Source organism: Streptomyces sp. JLBJ103, from assembly GCF_058215575.1.
Map to the genome: position 1 here is coordinate 5841933 of NZ_CM177089.1, position 17460 is coordinate 5859392.

At 71.2% G+C, this 17460-nt stretch carries 19 protein-coding genes; 10 read left to right on the plus strand and 9 right to left on the minus strand.

From position 1 onward, the window contains the following. Positions 1-160 precede the first annotated feature (160 nt). From AC4BEG_RS25805 to AC4BEG_RS25820, 4 genes are all read left to right on the plus strand, one after another. Positions 161-1465: an ArsA family ATPase gene (locus AC4BEG_RS25805; protein WP_490702131.1), complete on the plus strand. Its 1305-nt coding sequence runs from the start codon at positions 161-163 to the stop codon at positions 1463-1465. A gap of 276 nt (positions 1466-1741) precedes the next feature. Then, positions 1742-2215, plus strand: a complete 474-nt coding sequence (locus tag AC4BEG_RS25810) for a DUF5304 domain-containing protein (protein ID WP_490702132.1) — start codon at positions 1742-1744, stop codon at positions 2213-2215. A 56-nt stretch (positions 2216-2271) separates the two neighbouring features. After that, complete coding sequence (locus tag AC4BEG_RS25815) at positions 2272-3213, plus strand: ROK family glucokinase (RefSeq protein ID WP_490702133.1); 942 nt, start codon at positions 2272-2274, stop codon at positions 3211-3213. Between the two features lie 14 nt (positions 3214-3227). Continuing rightward, positions 3228-4007, plus strand: a complete 780-nt coding sequence (locus AC4BEG_RS25820; protein ID WP_490702134.1) for an endonuclease/exonuclease/phosphatase family protein — start codon at positions 3228-3230, stop codon at positions 4005-4007. Positions 4008-4049: 42 nt separating this feature from the next. Here AC4BEG_RS25820 and AC4BEG_RS25825 read toward each other — a convergent pair whose 3' ends face one another. After that, on the minus strand, positions 4050-4712 hold the full coding sequence (locus tag AC4BEG_RS25825) for a hypothetical protein (protein ID WP_490702135.1): 663 nt from the start codon (positions 4710-4712) through the stop codon (positions 4050-4052). Then, positions 4705-5508, minus strand: a complete 804-nt coding sequence (locus AC4BEG_RS25830; RefSeq protein WP_490702136.1) for an alpha/beta hydrolase — start codon at positions 5506-5508, stop codon at positions 4705-4707. The genes AC4BEG_RS25825 and AC4BEG_RS25830 overlap by 8 nt, the downstream gene beginning before the upstream one ends. A 178-nt stretch (positions 5509-5686) precedes the next feature. Here AC4BEG_RS25830 and AC4BEG_RS25835 point away from each other — a divergent pair, with 178 nt between their 5' ends. The 4 genes from AC4BEG_RS25835 to AC4BEG_RS25850 all read left to right on the plus strand — a co-directional run bounded on the left by AC4BEG_RS25835 (position 5687) and on the right by AC4BEG_RS25850 (position 9757). Then, the gene (locus tag AC4BEG_RS25835; protein ID WP_490707187.1) at positions 5687-6421 is read left to right on the plus strand and encodes a lysophospholipid acyltransferase family protein; all 735 of its coding nucleotides are present in this window, start codon (positions 5687-5689) and stop codon (positions 6419-6421) included. Between the two features lie 163 nt (positions 6422-6584). After that, positions 6585-7886: a MacS family sensor histidine kinase gene (macS, locus tag AC4BEG_RS25840; protein WP_490707188.1), complete on the plus strand. Its 1302-nt coding sequence runs from the start codon at positions 6585-6587 to the stop codon at positions 7884-7886. Continuing rightward, complete coding sequence (locus AC4BEG_RS25845) at positions 7883-8563, plus strand: response regulator (RefSeq protein ID WP_490702137.1); 681 nt, start codon at positions 7883-7885, stop codon at positions 8561-8563. The genes macS and AC4BEG_RS25845 overlap by 4 nt, the downstream gene beginning before the upstream one ends. A 165-nt stretch (positions 8564-8728) precedes the next feature. After that, positions 8729-9757 carry a 6-phosphofructokinase gene (locus AC4BEG_RS25850; RefSeq protein WP_490702138.1) on the plus strand — a complete coding sequence of 343 codons (1029 nt, stop codon included), beginning with the start codon at positions 8729-8731 and terminating at the stop codon, positions 9755-9757. Between the two features lie 197 nt (positions 9758-9954). Here AC4BEG_RS25850 and AC4BEG_RS25855 read toward each other — a convergent pair whose 3' ends face one another. The 4 genes from AC4BEG_RS25855 to AC4BEG_RS25870 all read right to left on the minus strand — a co-directional run bounded on the left by AC4BEG_RS25855 (position 9955) and on the right by AC4BEG_RS25870 (position 13683). Continuing rightward, positions 9955-11910: an anthranilate synthase family protein gene (locus AC4BEG_RS25855; protein ID WP_490702139.1), complete on the minus strand. Its 1956-nt coding sequence runs from the start codon at positions 11908-11910 to the stop codon at positions 9955-9957. Between the two features lie 96 nt (positions 11911-12006). Then, on the minus strand, positions 12007-12063 hold the full coding sequence (locus AC4BEG_RS25860) for a trp operon leader peptide (RefSeq protein ID WP_490707189.1): 57 nt from the start codon (positions 12061-12063) through the stop codon (positions 12007-12009). Between the two features lie 10 nt (positions 12064-12073). Next, the gene (locus AC4BEG_RS25865; protein ID WP_490707190.1) at positions 12074-12412 is read right to left on the minus strand and encodes a Uma2 family endonuclease; all 339 of its coding nucleotides are present in this window, start codon (positions 12410-12412) and stop codon (positions 12074-12076) included. A gap of 281 nt (positions 12413-12693) precedes the next feature. Then, complete coding sequence (locus tag AC4BEG_RS25870) at positions 12694-13683, minus strand: helix-turn-helix transcriptional regulator (RefSeq protein WP_490702140.1); 990 nt, start codon at positions 13681-13683, stop codon at positions 12694-12696. A 93-nt stretch (positions 13684-13776) separates the two neighbouring features. Here AC4BEG_RS25870 and AC4BEG_RS25875 point away from each other — a divergent pair, with 93 nt between their 5' ends. Both AC4BEG_RS25875 and AC4BEG_RS25880 read left to right on the plus strand, forming a co-directional pair. Continuing rightward, positions 13777-14175 (plus strand): VOC family protein, encoded by a 399-nt coding sequence (locus AC4BEG_RS25875; RefSeq protein ID WP_490702141.1) that lies wholly within the window; start codon positions 13777-13779, stop codon positions 14173-14175. A gap of 320 nt (positions 14176-14495) precedes the next feature. Next, positions 14496-14840, plus strand: a complete 345-nt coding sequence (locus AC4BEG_RS25880) for an LppU/SCO3897 family protein (protein ID WP_490702142.1) — start codon at positions 14496-14498, stop codon at positions 14838-14840. A 1-nt stretch (position 14841) separates the two neighbouring features. On the opposite strand, the gene AC4BEG_RS25885 is transcribed toward AC4BEG_RS25880, so the two are convergent. Genes AC4BEG_RS25885 through AC4BEG_RS25895 form a run of 3 tightly spaced genes read right to left on the minus strand, consistent with a single transcriptional unit; the run spans position 14842 to position 17426 of the window. Then, positions 14842-16293, minus strand: a complete 1452-nt coding sequence (locus tag AC4BEG_RS25885) for a hypothetical protein (protein ID WP_490702143.1) — start codon at positions 16291-16293, stop codon at positions 14842-14844. 43 nt (positions 16294-16336) lie between these two features. After that, positions 16337-16618, minus strand: a complete 282-nt coding sequence (locus AC4BEG_RS25890) for a DUF397 domain-containing protein (protein ID WP_490702144.1) — start codon at positions 16616-16618, stop codon at positions 16337-16339. Then, positions 16578-17426 (minus strand): helix-turn-helix domain-containing protein, encoded by an 849-nt coding sequence (locus AC4BEG_RS25895; RefSeq protein WP_490702145.1) that lies wholly within the window; start codon positions 17424-17426, stop codon positions 16578-16580. The genes AC4BEG_RS25890 and AC4BEG_RS25895 overlap by 41 nt, the downstream gene beginning before the upstream one ends. Positions 17427-17460: the final 34 nt, after the last annotated feature.

Sequence of the window (17460 nt, forward strand, 5' to 3'; positions counted from 1 at the left end):
CGGCACCGGATGACCGGGGCCGCCCCGGCCGCCGGGGTACGCTCCGGCCGGGGCCGTCCCAGGCGGCCACGGTGGTGCGACCCGCGCACCCCGGGTGCGACCCGCGCACCCCGCACCCTCGCCCACGCACCCCGTACCACCCCGCCCGGAGGCTTCTTTCATGCGTACGGTCCTCGTCACCGGTACCGGCGGCGCGGGCCGCACCACCGTGGCCGCCGCGACCGCCCTGGCCGCCGCGCGTGCGGGACAGCGGGCGCTGCTGCTGACCGCCGACCCGGACGGCACCCCCGAGACCCTGCTCGGCATCGGCGCGCTGCGCTCGGTCCCCGGCCGGGCCGCCGACCGGCTGCCCTGGTCCGTCCCCGTCGAGGTCACCCCGGGGCTGTGGGCCGCCCGGATCGTCACCGACCACTGGTTCCGCGATGAGCTGACCGCGCTCCAGGAGCGCGGCCGCGGCGCCCTCGACATGCTGGGCGCCGCCCCGCTGGACGGTGAGGAGCTGACCGCCCTCCCCGGGATGGAATCCTTCGCGCTGCTGCGCGCCCTGCGGATGGCCCAGTCCGCCCCGCCCGGCGCCGGGTGGGACGTCCTCGTGGTCGACATGCCGCCCGCCCCCGAGACCATCGGGGTGCTGGCGCTGCCCGAGCAACTGCGGCGCTATCTGCGGCGGCTGCTGCCCGCCGAGCGCCAGGCGGCCCGCGCGCTGCGCCCGATGCTCGCCCAGCTCGCCGGGGTGCCGATGCCCGCGCAGAAGCTCTACGAGACGGCCGAGCGCTGGGAGCGCGAACTCGCGGCGGTCCAGGGCGTCATCGAGTCCGAGGCCACGACGGTACGGCTGGTGGTGGACCCCGGTCCGCTCGCCGACCGCGCGCTGCGCACCGCCCGCGCCGGACTCGCGCTGCACGGTTGCCGGGTGGAGGCGGTCATCGCCAACCGGCTGCTGCCGACCGGCGCCGCCGACCCCTGGCTCGCCGCCCTCTCCGGCCAGCAGCAGGCCGCGCTCAAGGAGCTGTACGAGCAGTGGGCGCCCGCGGTGCCGGTGTGTGAGCTGCCGCATCTGGGCCGCGATCCGCAGGGCGTCGGCGACCAGCCCGCCACCGGCGACGGGCCCGGCCCCGACACCGCGGCAGGCCCCCGCCCCGCCGGGCTCGCCGCCCTCGCCGAGGTCATCGGGGCACCGCGGCTCCGCCCCGACCGGCCCGCCGCCGACCCCTGGACCGTGGAGGACCGGCTCGCCGACGACGGCATCCTGCTGTGGCGGCTGCCGCTGCCCGGCGCCGACCGGGACGCCCTCACCCTGGTCCGCCGCGGCGATGAACTGATCGTCACCGTCGGCCCCTTCCACCGGATGCTGCCCCTGCCGTCGGCGCTGCGCCGCTGCACCGTCTCCGGCGCTGGACTGCGCGACGGCTGGCTCCAGGTCCGCTTCACCCCCGACCCCGATCTGTGGCCCAAGCGGCTCTGACCGGGCCCTGGGGCCCGTCTTCACAGGGGCCGCCCTGCTCCCGACGCCTGGCACGGCACCTCGCCGCGTTGTCGAAAGGCGCCCGAGTACGCCCAGTACGAGGGCGATCCTCCGCCTTGCGATCTACCGCACCGGACGCCGCTCGCGGCCGGACGCCCCCTGTGAAGACGGACCCTGGTCCTGCGGCTCTGACCGGGCCCCGCCGTTCCGGTAACGTCGGTGGCAAGCCCTGATGAACACACCGGACAGCCAGCCTCCCCGCCGCAGGAGTTCGCCATGAGCGATGCCACCGAGCGCCCCGCAGACACCCCGGACACCGAGATCCCGGTCTCCGAGATCGACCCCGACGCCTGGGAGCGGGCCTGCGCCGAGGATCTCGCCGCCGAGCGGGCCCGCCGGGCCCGGGAGTCGGCGGAGGAGGAGCCCGGCAGCGCCGCCGAGGAGCTGCGCAAGCTGGCCGAGGCGCTGGCCGACCGGTTCACCGGGACCGAGTCTCCGCTCGCCGGAACCCCTGTCCACGGGGCCGTACAACAATTGATCGCACAGGCCAAGGCGGCCGTAGAACCGGTCATCGAGCGCAATCCGGACGTATTTGACCATCTCGCCAGCGCGGGGACAGAGCTGCTGGCCGCCTATCGCGCCGCTGTTGCGGGCCAGGAGGGGCGCTGGACCAAGGGTACGGAGAGTGGCGGCAAGGGCCGTGATGATGGAGGCGAGAGTTCGAGTAGTGAACACATCGACCTCGATTGAGCCCTTCTCCGGTACCGTTGGCCACGGCGGGGTTCGACCAAATAACTGAGGGACTCATGGGACTCACCATCGGCGTCGACATCGGCGGCACGAAAATCGCGGCTGGCGTGGTCGACGAAGAGGGCTCGATTCTCGAAACGAGCACGGTATCGACCCCACCGACCCCGGAGGGGGTCGTCGACGCCATCGCGGAGGCGGTGCGCAAGGTGAGCACCGGGCATGACGTCGAGGCCGTCGGCATCGGCGCCGCCGGTTACGTGGACGACAAGCGCGCCACGGTGCTCTTCGCGCCCAACATCAACTGGCGCCATGAGGCGCTCAAGGACAAGGTCGAGCAGCGCGTCGGCCTGCCCGTGGTGGTGGAGAACGACGCGAACGCGGCGGCCTGGGGCGAGTACCGCTTCGGCGCCGGCGCCGGTCATGACGACGTCGTGTGCATCACCCTCGGCACCGGTCTGGGCGGCGGCATCATCATCGGCGGCAAGCTGCACCGCGGCCGGTTCGGCGTCGCCGCCGAGTTCGGCCACCTCAGGGTCGTCCCGGACGGTCTGCTGTGCGGCTGCGGCAGCCAGGGCTGCTGGGAGCAGTACGCCTCCGGCCGCGCTTTGGTCCGCTACGCCAAGCAGCGCGCCGCCGCCACCCCCGAGAACGCCACGGTGCTGCTCGGCCTCGGCGACGGCACCGCCGAGGGCATCCAGGGCAAGCACATCAGTGACGCCGCCCGCCAGGGCGACCCGGTGGCCATCGACTCCTTCCGCGAGCTGGCCCGCTGGGCCGGGGCCGGTCTCGCCGACCTCGCCTCGCTCTTCGACCCCTCGGCGTTCATCGTCGGCGGCGGCGTCTCCGACGAGGGCGACCTCGTCCTGGAGCCGATCCGCAAGTCCTTCCGCCGCTGGCTCGTCGGCAACCGTTGGCGCCCGCACGCCCAGGTGCTCGCCGCCCAGCTCGGCGGCAAGGCCGGGCTCGTCGGAGCCGCCGACCTGGCCCGCCAGGGCTGACCCCGGCCGCCGCCGTGGCCGTCGCGGACCTGCCCGGATCCACCACCGGCCCGGACGCGGCGGTGGTGCGTGTGCTCAGCTACAACATCCGCTCGATGCGCGACGACCGCGAGGCGCTGGCCCGGGTCATCCGGGCCTGCGCCCCCGATGTGCTGTGCGTGCAGGAGGCGCCGCGCTTCTTCCGCTGGCGCAAGGCCGCGGCCTGGCTCGCCCGGGAGACCGGCCTCGTGTACACCACGGGCGGGGCCACCGCGACCGGACCGATGATCCTCACCTCGCTGCGCGCCCAGGTGGAGCGGACCGAGGACATCCTGCTGCCCCGTGTCCCCGGGCTGCACCGGCGCGGCTTCGCGACCGCCGTACTGCGCTTCGGGACCGGCCACCGCGACACCGACGGCATCCGGCTCGGCGTGGTCAGCTGCCATCTGAGCCTGGCCGCCGCCGAACGCTACGACCAGGCCGGGATGCTGCTGGACCGGGTCGCCGCGCTCGATGTCCCGTACGCGGTCGCGGCCGGTGACATCAACGACCGCCCCGACGGCCGGGCCTTCCGCAGGATCGCCGGAGGGCTGCGGGACGGCTGGGCCACCCGGCCCTGGGGGAGCGAGGCCACCTTCTCGCCGGGTGAGCCCCGACGCCGTATCGACGCGGTCTTCGCCTCCGAGGGGGTGGAGATCCTCGGCTGTGGGGTCCCCGTCGGACTGCCCGGCGTCACCGACGCGGACCTGAGGGCCGCCACGGACCATCTCCCGGTCCTCGCCGCCCTCAGGCTTCCCCGGCGCTCTCCCTCCTAGGGCCCGTCTTCAAACGGGCCGCCGCCGAGGCGGATGCCGGGGTCAGACGACCGCCCCGCGCCCCGGGTCCTCGTCCTCCTCGTCGCCGCTGTCCTTCATCCGCATCACCAGGGTGGCGAAGCCGCCCAGGAAGCCACCGACGCCCAGCGTGGTGATCCACCAGGTCATCTCGACCCGGAACACCACCACACCGATCAGCAGCAGCGGCCCGCCCAGCACGCCCAGCCAGGCGAACCGGGAGGTGGTGTCGGACTCGGGCAGCGGAGGCGGCTCGGGCGGGACGAAATGGCCCTCGTCGCTCTCGTCGAAGTCGTCCTCGGACGGCTCCTCGGGCTCCCAGTCGCGCGGGCCGACGCCCGGCGCGTAGACGATGAAGCTGCCGACCGGTTTGTCGCTGTCGCCCGCACCGCCGGTGGCCGGCTTGGTGACATCGTCTGCGTTGTCACCGTCCCCACCGTCGCGGCCCGCACCGTCCGGGCCGCCGTCGGCAGCCCTGCCTGGTGTGCCGTCCTCGCGGGCCGGGTCCGCGGACCCCGGTGCGCCGTCCCGGCCCCACCGCTCGATGAGGTTCTCCGCGACGGGCCAGCGCTCCGCCTCCGGCGGGTCTGGCGGCTCCTCCCCGTACGCTGCGACGATCTCGGCGAAGGCGGCGTCGTCGTCGCGCCGCGCATCCGCCTCGTTCTCGTTCGAGTCGCGCTCAGCCACTGGCCGCCGCGCCCTCCCTTCCGGTGTCCGTCCCGATGCCGTCCCCCGCACCCGCCGTCAGGCGGGTGATGAACGCGACCGTCTCGTCGAAGATGAGCTCGGCGTCGTAGTCCAGGGTCGCCACGTGATAACTGCGCTCGAGCAGCCGCTCGGTGGTGTCCCGGGAGGACACCTGACTCAGGATGCGCTCGGAGTCGGCGGGCGACACCACATGGTCCTGAGCGCTGTGCATCACCAGCAGCGGCTGGGTGACCTGCGGCAGCTCGGCGTCCACCAGCCGCAGGAAGCGCCGCAGCGAGTGCACCGCGTGCAGCGGGGTCCGGTCGTAGCCCAGCTCGTACGAGCCCGGCTTGGCGATGTCGCTGGCGATGCCCTTCACGGACGGCACCAGATGGCGGATCACTGGCAGCGCCACCGCCAGCGGGTCATCGATCTTGTTCGCCGGGTTGACCAGGGCCAGCCCGCTGATCGCCGGACCGTGCTGGGCGGCCAGCCGCAACGCGAGCGCCCCGCCCATCGAAAGACCGCAGACGAAGACCCGCTCACAGCGCTCGGTGAGCGCCCGCAGTTCACGGTCCACCTCGGCGTACCAGTCCTGCCAGCCGGTGACCGCGAGATCCTGCCATCGGGTGCCATGGCCGGGAAGCAGTGGCAGCGAGACGGTGAAGCCCTGCGCCGCGAGATGATCGGCCCACGGTCGCACCGACTGCGGGGAACCGGTGAAGCCGTGTGAGACAAGGACGCCGATCTGCCCGCCGTCATGGCGGAACGGCTCGGCTCCGGGAAAGAGCGGCACCACGGATCTCCGTTCGGTGGTGAAGTGGTGAGGTGGTGAAGTCGGGCAGGGGTGACGGAACCGGTGTTCGGGGCCGGGCGGCCCGGCATCTCAGCCTACGCGGCGCGCCGCGGCCGGGGTAGGCAAGTTAAGGTCTACTCGTCGGATACAGGAGGAGTCTCGGTTGTTCTACGGTGCGATGAAGCTGTCGGTGGGTGGGTCACTGAAGCTTGCCTTCCGGCCCTGGGTGGAGGGACTTGAGCACATTCCCGCCGAGGGACCGGCCATTCTGGCCAGCAACCACCTCTCTTTCTCCGACTCCTTCTTCCTCCCCGCGATGCTGGACCGCAAGGTCACCTTCATCGCCAAGCAGGAGTACTTCACCACCCCGGGCGTCAAGGGGCGGCTGACGGCGGCCTTCTTCAAGGGCGTCGGTCAGCTCCCGGTGGACCGCTCGGGCTCGCGCGGTGCCGGTGAGGCCGCGATCAAGGCGGGCATCGAGGTGATCAAGCGCGGTGAGCTGTTCGGTATCTACCCCGAGGGCACCCGCTCGCCCGACGGCCGTCTCTACCGGGGCAAGCCGGGCGGTCTGGCCCGGGTGGCGCTGGCCACCGGCGCACCGGTGATCCCCGTCGCCATGATCGACACCGAGAAGATCCAGCCGCCGGGCAAGGTCATGCCCAAGCTGATGCGGCCCGGCATCAAGATCGGCAAGCCACTGGACTTCAGCCGCTACCACGGCATGGACGGCGACCGCTTCATCCTGCGCTCGGTGACCGACGAGGTCATGTACGAGATCATGAAGCTCTCCGGCCAGGAGTACGTCGACATCTACGCGACGGCCGCCAAGCGGCAGATCGCGGAGGCGGAGGCGGCCAGGAAGCAGGCGGAGAAGGCCGAGAAGGAGAAGCACAAGAACACGGCCGGGGCGTAAGCCGCCGTCCGGGCCCGGGGGCGGGGGGATCGTGGCGCAGCAGCCCGAGCAGGAGCACAGGCAGGAGCACACGCAGGAGGACGCGGCCGAGCGGCCGGAGCGGTCGGAGCAGCCGGAGCGTGAGCGGCGGGCTCGCCGTCCGAAGCGCGAGCGCGTGGTGCGGATGTCCGTCGAGCAGCCGCTGTGGCAGGCGTTGACCGCCTACCGCGTCCTCACCCTCCTCTACGCCCTCACCCTCTACGTCGTGTCGTTCCACGACTACGACCGCCCGCTGGGCGCGGGCGCCTACATGGCCGTACTGACCGTGTGGACGGCGCTGACCTACCGCATGGTCTCCTCGGCCGAGAGCTGCACCCGGCGCTTCCTGGTCGGCGACCTCAGTGTGGCAGTGGTGGGCATCCTGCTCACCCCGCTCGTCGACACCCACGACCGGATCGCCGACGGCACGCCCACCCTGCCGTCCATATGGACCGCGGGCGCCGTCCTCGGGTTCGCCATCAAGGGCGGCTGGCGCTGGGCGGCTTGGGCCTCGACCGTCGTCTGCGCCGCCAACATCATCGAGCGCGGCGGCTTCGCCCAGGACACCATCCACATGCTGATGCTCGTCTGGGTGGCGAGCGTGGCTATCGGCTACATCGTCGAGGTCGCCCGCGCCAGTGAGCGCACCCTCGCACGCGCCCTGCGCATCGAGGCCGCGACCCGCGAACGGGAGCGGCTGGCCCGCGACATCCACGACAGCGTGCTCCAGGTGCTCGCCATGGTGCAGCGGCGCGGCGCCGCGATCGGCGGCGAGGCGGCCGAACTGGGCCGGATGGCCGGTGAACAGGAGATCGCGCTGCGCACCCTGGTCTCCACGGGTCTGGTGACCCCACCGCGCGGCGTCCCCGGACAGCGCACCGTGGGCCACGCCCCGGCTCCCGTCCCGGACGACGACCCCGACGGGGCGTCCGGCACCGAGCCGTGCGATCTGCGCGCCCTGCTGGCGCCGCACACCGGATCCCGGGTCACCCTCTCCGAACCCGGCGCCCCTGTGGTCCTCCCGGCCCACGCGGCGGGGGAGTTGGCGGCCGCTGTCGGCGCCGCGCTGGACAATGTGCGGGTCCACGCGGGTGAGGAGGCCCGCGCCTGGATCCTGGTGGAGGACGAACCGGACGCCGTGATGGTGACCGTACGGGACGACGGCCCCGGTATCCCGGACGGACGGCTCGCCGACGCCGAGCGCGAGGGACGTCTCGGGGTGGCCCTGTCGATCCGGGGACGGCTGCGCGACCTCGGCGGTACGGCCGAGTGGATCTCGGCCCTGGGCCAGGGCACCGAAGTGGAACTCACGGTCCCGAAGGCGCCCGTGCCGTCGGGGACTTCGACGGACGACAAGGCGTCGACGGACGACAAAGCGTCCACGGACGACAAAGCGTCCACGGACGGCAAGACATCGACGGACGGCAAGGGGAAGGCAGCACGATGACCGATCACCACGAGGAGCGGCCGGTGACGGTGATGGTGGTGGACGACCATCCGATGTGGCGCGACGCGGTGGCCCGCGATCTGTCCGAGGCCGGGTTCGACGTGGTGGCCACGGCCGGGGACGGCCCGCAGGCCGTCCGCCGGGCCAAGGCCGCCGAACCCGATGTCCTGGTGCTCGACCTCAACCTCCCCGGGCTGCCCGGGGTCGAGGTCTGCAAGGAGGTCGTGGCCGCCGACCCTCAGCTGCGGGTGCTGGTGCTCTCCGCGAGCGGTGAGCACGCCGATGTCCTGGAGGCCGTGAAGTCCGGCGCCACCGGCTATCTGCTGAAGTCGGCCAGTACGGAGGACCTGCTCGACGCGGTGCGCCGCACCGCCGCCGGGGACCCCGTCTTCACCCCCGGCCTCGCGGGCCTGGTGCTCGGCGAGTACCGCCGGCTCGCCGGCGAACCCGCCCCCACCGCCGCCGACCAGCCGGTCGCCCCGCAGCTGACCGAGCGCGAGACGGAGGTGCTGCGGCTGGTGGCCAAGGGGCTCTCGTACAAGCAGATCGCCGAGCGGCTGGTGATCTCCCACCGCACCGTGCAGAACCATGTGCAGAACACCCTCGGCAAGCTGCAACTGCACAACCGCGTGGAGCTGGTGCGGTACGCGATCGAACGGGGCCTGGACGGCGCCTGAGGTTTGGGCAGCTCCGATCCCCTCGTAAGGGTGAAGTTCACAAGCAACTCCCCAGGCGTGTGCGGAAATCGACCAAGACCCCATCCCCTGTGACCTGGATCACCGTTAGCGTGGCCCTCCGTACCGGGCCCAAGCACGGGATTCCACGGGAGAAGGGAAGAAACGATGCGGGTCGGAGTGCTGACCGGCGGCGGCGACTGCCCCGGGCTCAACGCGGTCATCCGCGCCGTCGTCCGCAAGGGCGTACAGGAATACGGCTATGACTTCGTCGGCTTCCGGGACGGCTGGCGAGGCCCTCTCGAGAACGACACCATCCCCCTCGACATCCGCGCGGTGCGCGGCATCCTGCCGCGCGGCGGCACCATCCTCGGCTCGTCCCGCACCAACCCCCTCAAGAGCGAGGACGGCATCCGCCGGGTCAAGGACACCCTCGCCAAGCAGGAGGTCGACGCGCTGATCGCGATCGGCGGCGAGGACACCCTCGGCGTCGCCGCGAGCCTCTCCGGCGAGTACGGCATCCGCTGCGTCGGCGTCCCCAAGACCATCGACAACGACCTCTCCGCCACGGACTACACCTTCGGCTTCGACACCGCCGTCAACATCGCCACCGAGGCGATCGACCGGCTGCACACCACCGCTGAGTCCCATATGCGCGTCCTCGTCGTCGAGGTGATGGGCCGCCACGCGGGCTGGATCGCCCTCCACTCGGGCCTGGCGGGCGGCGCCAACGTCATCCTCATCCCCGAGCAGCGCTTCGACGTCGACCAGATCTGCGCCTGGGTCGAATCCCGCTTCAAGATCCGCTACGCGCCGATCGTGGTCGTCGCGGAGGGCGCCATGCCGAAGGGAGGCGATGCCGTGCTGAAGGACGACTCGCTCGACTCCTTCGGACACGTCCGGCTCTCCGGGATCGGCGAATGGCTGGCCAAGGAGATCGAGCGCCGTACGGGCAAGGAGGCGCGTACGACCGTCCTCGGCCACGTCCAGCGCGGCGGCACCCCCAGCGCCTTCGACCGCTGGCTCGCCACCCGCTTCGGGCTGCACGCGATCGACGCCGTGCGGGACCAGGACTTCGGCACGATGGTCGCCCTGCGCGGCACGGACATCGTCCGCGTCCCTCTGGCCGACGCGACGGCCCGCCTCAAGACGGTCGACCCGTCGCTCTACGCCGAAGCCCAGGTCTTCTTCGGCTGACCCCGAGGCCCCCGGGCCCCCGCCCCCGGCCCCGCACCGGCCGGGGGCGGAGCCCCAAAACCCAGCCCCTCCGGCGTTTGAGGAGCGGGGGTCTGGGGGCGGAGCCCCCGAAAACCGGGGGCCTGGGGGGCGGAGCCCCCGGGGGTCGGGGTCCGGGGTCGAGCCCCGGTTTCGGGAAGGGGCGGGGTGGGGGACCCTCACACCCGCACAGCCGCCAACAGCTCCGCCACCAGCACCGCCCCATTCATCGTCAGCACCGACTCCGGATGGAACTGCACCCCCGCGAACCCCGGCCCCCGCACCGCATGCACATCCCCGCTCACCGCGTCCCGGCTCAGCTCCACCCGGTGCATCGCCAACTCCGTCTCCGCCGCCTCCTCACACCGCGCGGTGAACGTGTTGTAGAAGCCCACCGTCTCCTCCCGCCCGAAGAAGTCGATCCGCTCCTGCGCCCCCTGGAACGGCACCTTTTTCCGCACGATCTCCAGCCCCAGTTCCGCCGCGATCAGCTCGTGCCCCAGACACACCCCCAGCAGGCCATGCCGGTGCCCGGCCACCAGGTCCGCGGCCAGCCGCCGCAGGAACCGCATCTTCGGGTCGGCGGTGTCGCCCGGATCGCCGGGGCCGGGGCCCAGCACCACCGGGCCCTGGTGCGCGAGCGCCGCCTCCCGTACGCCCGGTTCGTCGTACCGCCGCACGGTGACGGTCAGTCCGGACGTCCGGAGCAGATGGGCGAGCATCGCGGTGAAGGTGTCCTCGCCGTCGATGACCAGCGCATGGCCCGACAGCCCCAGCCCCCCGCCCACCTCCACCGGCTCCTCAAGGTTCTGCATCCGCAGCCAGAACGGCGCGAGATCCGCCCGCCGCGCGTCGAGCGCCGCCCGCACCCGCGGATCCTCCGAGAACCGCGGCCGTGCAACGCCCTCGTTCCCCTCCACCGCCCCCGGCCCCGGCCGCACGCCCAGTGCCGCCAGCACGCCCGCCGCCTTCGCATGCGTCTCCGCCACCTCACCCCGCGGGTCGGAGTGCCGCACCAGCGTCGCGCCGACCTCGACCTTCAGCGCGCCCGCCGCGTCGATGTCGGCGGTCCGGATCAGGATCGGTGAGTCCAGCGTCTGCGCTCCGCCGCCGTCCCGGCCGATGAGGGCCAGCGCCCCGGCGTAGTAACCCCGCCCCTCGGGCTCGTAGCGCTCGATCACCCGGCAGGCGTTCTGCACCGGCGACCCGGTGACCGTCGCCGCGAACATCGTCTCCCGCAGGACGTCCCGTACGTCCAGCGAGGACCGCCCGCGCAGCTCGTACTCGGTGTGCGCGAGGTGCGCCATCTCCCGCAGCCGGGGGCCGATCACCACACCGCCCCGGTCGCCGACGGTGCACATCATCTTCAGCTCCTCGTCCACGACCATGGACAGCTCCTCCACCTCCTTGCGGTCGTGGAGGAAGGCCAGCAGCCCGTCGGCGTCGGCTCCGTCGGCCGGGTAGCGGTAGGTCCCGCTGATCGGGTTCATCACGACCGTGCCCCCGGACATCCGCACATGCACCTCGGGGCTGGCCCCCACCAGCGTCCGCCCGTCCGCGAGACGCACCACATACGTCCAGTACGCGCCCCGCTCCCCGGCCAGCAGCCGCCGGAAGAGCGCGAGCGCGTCGGTACTCCCGAAGCCCGGGATCTCCCCCCGGAAGGTCCTTCGGATCACGAAGTTGGCGCCCTCGCCGGTGCCGATCTCGTCCGTGATGACCCGCCGTACGATCTCGGCGTACGCATCGTCCTCGACGTCGAAGGCCCCGTCCTCGACGTTCACCCGGTGCGCGGGCAGCGCGTCCAGCACCTCGCCGAGCGGCAGTTCGTACGTCTCCTCCGGCCGCAGTACGGCCAGCGGCGTCCCGTCGTCCCGTACGTCGAACCCCCGCTCCCTGATCTGCCGGAAAGGCACCAGCGCCAGCGCGTCCGCGACCGCCGCCCCGCCCTCCGGGATCCCGGTCGGCAACGGGATGTCGGTCAGCCGCTCCACCTCGCTCACCGGCCCGGCCAGCACCTCCACGGTGTCCTGGGCGTGCCCGGGGGTACGGCGGTGGATCAGGGCGAAGGGGGAGTCGGCCGAGAGCAGCCGCGCGATGACGTCGCGTGCCGTGGCCTGTGTGTCGTTCCGCATGGCGGTGTGTTCCTTCCGAGGAGGAGGAACGACCCGCGCAAACGCCGAAGGCCGCCCCTCGGGCGGCCTTCGCGTGGTGTCTGGATGTACGCGCGATCAGTGGGCCGCCGGATGAGCGGTCCACCACCAGTTCATGTTCAGTCGCGCGTGCATGGCGAAAACCCTACACGAGCCCGGGGCCGCCCGACCGCCCTGTGCTGCTCGTCATCCGGAGCGCTAACCGCCCAGCGGCAGTCACACCGACGGTCCCAACAGCGGTGGCCACCATGGCGTCGCGGTCGTACGCCTCGGCGGTCACCACCACGACATCCGGCTCGGGAGCCTGTCGCTTGGCGAGCCGGACGGTCATCTCCCGATCGGCCCGCAGCCCGGCCGGTGCCTGCCGATCCAGTTCCGCGACCAGCAGATTGATCACCCGGCTGTGCCATTTCTCTTGCGGGCTCCCGAAGACGAAGCATCCGTCGATGAGTTCGGTGTGGGGAGGAAGGCCGGGTAGCCGCAGCTATGGGGTCAGCATAGGTGCTGAAGGGGCACCGTGGGGCGGTACGGGCCGTTCGTCGCCCGGTGGGGCGGGGCCAGCCCCTAGGCCCTGTCCTGCCGATCTTCGCGGGCCCGCGACGCCTGGCACCGCGCCTCGCCGCGTTGTCGGGATCATCCGAGTACGCCCAGTACGAGGACGACCCTCCGCCTTGCGATCCACGGCACCAGACGCCGCGGGCTGATCCACGAAGATCGACAGGACAGGACCTAGCTGTGCCATCCCATGACATTGGTTACTCGCGGTCAGGCTTGGCGGGCGTAGGACGCGAGGCGATCGGCGAGCGCGATGACGAGGTCGCGCAGTTCATCCGGACGCTCGATGACGAACGGCCGGTCAAGTGAGGCGAGTACCGGAGGCAACCAATCGAGCCGCTCCGCCCGCAGCTCGACGCGCAGCCAGCGCTCGGTCGCCCGGTCCTCGCCTGCCACGGGCGCGTACTCCTCCAGGTTCGCGACGCTGGCGGGAAGGCGGGCGCGGATCTGCTCAACCGTCCCGTGGATCCGCACGGTCACCTCGTGCCGGTACTCGGCCGTGGCGAAGGCTGACAACAGGCGATGTGCCGGATCGGGACCCACAGGCGCTTCGAATGAGCCGGGCAGGGTGCGCGCGTCTGCGATGCGATCGAGCCGGAAGGTTCGGTCCGCGCCGATCTGGGCGTCCTTGCCCGTGACGTACCACCGGCCCGCATGGGCGACGATCCCGTACGCGTGCAGCGTGCGTTCGCTGCGCCGTCCGTCGCGGTCGGTGTAGCGGATCGAGACCGGTCGGCGGTGGCGCACCGCATCGGCGATGGTGAGCAGGACCTCGGCGTCGGGGGTGTCGAAATCATCCGGCTGATCCGTGAAGGCGAGAGCTTCCAGGAGTGTGTCGAGCCGACGGGCGATGCGCTTGGGCAGCACCCGCCGGATCTTCGCCGATGCCGTCTCGCTCGCCGTGCGCTCCGTCGTCGTCAACCCTGCTCGGCGGCCGGCGACCAGGCCGAGCAGTACGGCCAGCGCCTCGTCGTCGCTGAGCATGAGCGGAGGCAAGCGGTACCCGGGGGCGAGCCGGTACCCGCCGTAGCGGCCGCGCACCGATTCCACGGGCACGTCCAGGTCGATCAGCTGGTCCACATACCGCCGCACGGTGCGCCCTTCGACGCCGAGCCGGTCGGCGAGTTCGGCCACCGTCCGGGTGCCACCCGACTGCAGCAGCTCCAGGAGTGTCAGCACGCGGCCGGTGGGTCGAGGCATGTTCGCAGCCTAACGCGAATAGAGGACCGATTCTGTCCACTATTTCTCCTAGCCTGCGACGTGCACGCCTCCGGCACAACCAAGGAGATCCCCATGGACTTCGTCTCGATCCGCATCATCACCGGCGACGTAGCGCTCCTCGTCGAGTTCTACGAGCGAGCCACAGGGGCGCGGGCGACGTGGGCCACCGAGGACTTCGCCGAACTCAAGACCGCGGGCGCCACCCTCGCGATCGCCCACACCCGCACCGTCCCGCTGTTCGCCCCGGGCTCTGCCCGCCCGGCGGACAACCACAGCGTGATCACCGAGTTCCTCGTCGACGACGTGGACCGCGTTCACCAGAACCTGACCGGCTTCGTCACCGACTTCGTCAACGAGCCCACCACGATGCCCTGGGGCAACCGGTCGCTGCTGTTCCGTGACCCCGACGGCAACCTCGTCAACTTCTTCACCCCCGTCACCCCAGCGGCCATCGAAAAGTTCGCACGCTGACGCCACGCACAGCCGCTCACCCGGGAGCCCTGAGACCCCAGGGCTCCCGGTGAACGCGGCCGCCGCGCTGCGGCGGCAGACCAAGCACGGGCCGGCCCAGCTCGCCGCCGACCTGGTCGGCCGGCGGTCGCGGTGTCACGGTTGGGTGAGGGGTTCTTCACAGGACAGTCGCCAGCGGTCCCAGGTTGCCCAAGATCGTCGTTCTTGTGCGGCGCGGCGGCCGCGAAGCGCGTTTTGCGATGTCAGAGACGCGGGCTAACTTTCAGGGCCGCACATCGAATTGATGTGCCCAGCTCACCACCACCACGGGGGAATGCAGCATGTCCACACTCAGCCGTCAGACCAAGATCCGGATGATCGCGGTCCCGCTCGCGCTCATCATCGCGGGCGTCTGGTACTACAACAGCCGTGGCAACACCACCGGTCCCGAGCAGCAGAAGAAGGTGGCCAGCCAGACCATCAACGCGGGCGACTGCGTGCAGAACAAGGGCACCGAGGGCGACCCGGACCTGAAGAAGGTCGACTGCGGCGGAGCGACGGCCGACTACAAGGTCAAGGAGGACTGGCCGCTGAACCACGAGTGCGAGCCGGGCCTGAGCACGTACCAGGTCACCCGGAACGGCCGCCCGCAGTACACCCTGTGCATGGAGAAGCTGAACGGCTGAGTCAGCGCCCGCCGCTCGCGGCGGGCCCCAGCACCCTCGTGCGTATCTGTCTCGCGAGGAATCCCGAACGGCCGGTCAGAGCGGGCCAGTTCCCGACGACTCCCGTGAGCAATTCGCGGTGCTCTTCGACGCGCTGAGGGTGGGACAACTGCCACGCCGCGCTGATCTGGAGGTCGACGTCGTCGCTGTCCAGGGCGCGGACGAGGAAGGGATTCGCCTCGGGCCCGAACGCTTCGCCGAGGACGCGCAGCGCGGTCGCCTCGTGGCCGGAGAGAGCCGGGTCGACTACGCAGCGGCCGACCAGGTCGATGAAGCGCGGGTCCGGGGTCTCGATCCCCTTGAGCACCCCGAGGGCAACCCACAGCGCCTTGTCGCGGACCTCGCCCGAGGTCGTGCGCTCCAGCAGGTCCATGATCGGCTCGGCGTCCGAGGCTTCGGCGTTGCCGCTTCCGAGCGTGTTCAACGCGCTCAGATGGAGGGCGGCAGCGCCGTGCCGCTGTATTACGTCCCGGGCCTGAGCGATCACCTCGGGCTCGTAGGCGTCGACCTCGTCCGGATCGAGGACTTCGCGCAGGCCGTCATAGCTGGTGAAGTGGTCGAGTGCGATGCCCACCGCCATCGGATGCTCGCTGCGCAGCAGCGTCCGGAACGCGCGGTGGTAGTCGTCCGGCCTCCCCGACGGGAACATCAGCTCCTGATGGGCACGCCCGAGCTCCGGATCGTCCCATGCGGCGTCGGTCCAGTAGAGGCTGTGGAACCCGCTCAGTGCCTTTCGTACGTCGTTTGCCTGGGATCCCGCGTCCTCGGGCCAGGTCGCTACGAGACGTTCGAGGCGCTCGCGGTGTGCGGGAAGGCGGCCACGGGTGGTGAGTTCGATCGCCCCCTGGGTCTGGAGGTCGAGTTCGGTGGACTCGGTGGCACGCACCAGCAGGTCGGTCGCCTCGGGACAGTCGGCGTCGCCCACGTTGGAGAGGGCCTGGGTCCGCTCCCGGATATCGAGGTGCTCGTCGAAGACCAGATCCCCGAGAGCCGTGAGCAACCGCAGGCTCGGTTCCTCACTCCCGTAGAGGGCCGCGCCCGCCGCCGTACAAGCCGCCGAGCGCACGTTCACGTCGGTCGCGAGTGCCAGGGCGTCGGCTATCAGGTCGGCGTCCTCCGGCTGGGCGATGTTCATCATCGCGTTCAGAGCACTCGCGTGGTTGGCGCCGTTGGCCATGGGCGGCTGCCGAAGCAACTTGCGGGCCACGGTGAGTACGTCGGCCTCGTGCAGATCGAGCGCGCTCTCCCCACCCCACCGGGTCATCGCGCCGGAGTACTGGAAGTGGTCGAGCGCGATGCCCGCGGCGGCGGTGTTCTCGCTGTGCAGCAGGGTGCGGAAGGCGCGCAGATGCGCGGTGGGTTCGGTCGGGGCCGTCAGCTCGTCGAGCGCGCGGTTCAGCTCCGCGTCGCCCAACTCGCAGTCCTGCCAGTGAAAACTGTGGAAGCCCTCGACCACTTCAGAGCTTGCCGGTCGCGGCGGCGACGACGAAGTCGGCGAAGGCGGTGAGGGAGAGCAGCAAGGTGGGGCCGTGGGAATTCTTCGAGTCGCGCACGGCCACCTGCTGCTGGGTGGCTATCTCCGCCACCTCTACGCAGTCTCCTCCGTCGGATCCGCTGTAGCTGGACTTACGCCACGTTGCGCCGCCGAGTGCGGCGCACTCCACGCATTCGCCGCCGTCCGATCCGCTGTAGCTGGACTTACGCCACTGCGCGACGGTCAGTTCTGGGGTGCTCCCCATTGCGCTCCTCCATCACCTGGGCGATCCGCTGCGCCGAGTCCTCGACGGACAAGGCGGCGGCTTGCAGGTGATCGTAACGGAGCGAACGGTCCCTGACGTCTTGCGGATTGAAGGTCATGTGGCCTGAGTTGTAGCCCGGGGAGTAAGCGATGTCTGGTTCATCCTTGAAGCGGAGCAAGGTGAACGGGCCCATGAGTCCTGCGTGAGCCCCTGCCGTGAACGGCAGCACCTGCACGTTCACATCCTCCCGATCTCGGAAACTCAACAGGTGGGCGAGTTGCCTGCGCATCACGTCCGGTTCGCCGATGTTCCAGTGCAGCACCGCCTCGTCCAGGACGACCCACAGCACCGGCGGGTTCGAACGGCTCAGGATGCGCTGTCGTTCCATTCGCGCGTCGACCTGTTCTTCGACGCGTTCCTGTAGGGGTGCGCTCAGAACAGCACGTGCGTACTCCTCGGTCTGAAGCAGACCGTGTACGAGCTGCGTCTGGTACGTCGAGATGTAGGTCGAGATGGCCTCCATCTCCGCATAGGGCTGGAACCACCCCGGCAACTGGCTCCGCGCCACCAGCGGCCATAACCGCAGCAGCGCCCCATCCGCCCCCAGCGCCGCGTCCGCCCGTTCCGTCAGCTCGCGGGTCGGGGCCTTGCGGGCCGTCTCGATCTGGCCGATCAGTGAGCCCGTACAGAAGATGATCTTGCCGAGCTGGTTCAGCGTGAGGCATGCGGACTCACGCAGCCGTCGCAGCTCGTAACCGTAGTAGTTCAGCGGGGATGCACTCGGGTCCAGTTCGCTGATGTTCGCCACAGGTGTGCCCCTCCTCAACTCCAGCAACGCCCGG

What these genes read in the sequence shown, in the direction of transcription:
- AC4BEG_RS25805 (WP_490702131.1), top strand. Translation starts at nt 161, where the DNA reads ATGCGTACGGTCCTCGTCACCGGTACCGGCGGCGCGGGCCGCACCACC.
- AC4BEG_RS25810 (WP_490702132.1), top strand. Translation starts at nt 1,742, where the DNA reads ATGAGCGATGCCACCGAGCGCCCCGCAGACACCCCGGACACCGAGATC.
- AC4BEG_RS25815 (WP_490702133.1), top strand. Translation starts at nt 2,272, where the DNA reads ATGGGACTCACCATCGGCGTCGACATCGGCGGCACGAAAATCGCGGCT.
- AC4BEG_RS25835 (WP_490707187.1), top strand. Translation starts at nt 5,687, where the DNA reads ATGAAGCTGTCGGTGGGTGGGTCACTGAAGCTTGCCTTCCGGCCCTGG.
- macS (WP_490707188.1), top strand. Translation starts at nt 6,585, where the DNA reads ATGTCCGTCGAGCAGCCGCTGTGGCAGGCGTTGACCGCCTACCGCGTC.
- AC4BEG_RS25845 (WP_490702137.1), top strand. Translation starts at nt 7,883, where the DNA reads ATGACCGATCACCACGAGGAGCGGCCGGTGACGGTGATGGTGGTGGAC.
- AC4BEG_RS25850 (WP_490702138.1), top strand. Translation starts at nt 8,729, where the DNA reads ATGCGGGTCGGAGTGCTGACCGGCGGCGGCGACTGCCCCGGGCTCAAC.
- AC4BEG_RS25855 (WP_490702139.1), bottom strand. Translation starts at nt 11,910, where the DNA reads ATGCGGAACGACACACAGGCCACGGCACGCGACGTCATCGCGCGGCTG.
- AC4BEG_RS25870 (WP_490702140.1), bottom strand. Translation starts at nt 13,683, where the DNA reads ATGCCTCGACCCACCGGCCGCGTGCTGACACTCCTGGAGCTGCTGCAG.
- AC4BEG_RS25875 (WP_490702141.1), top strand. Translation starts at nt 13,777, where the DNA reads ATGGACTTCGTCTCGATCCGCATCATCACCGGCGACGTAGCGCTCCTC.
- AC4BEG_RS25880 (WP_490702142.1), top strand. Translation starts at nt 14,496, where the DNA reads ATGTCCACACTCAGCCGTCAGACCAAGATCCGGATGATCGCGGTCCCG.
- AC4BEG_RS25890 (WP_490702144.1), bottom strand. Translation starts at nt 16,618, where the DNA reads ATGGGGAGCACCCCAGAACTGACCGTCGCGCAGTGGCGTAAGTCCAGC.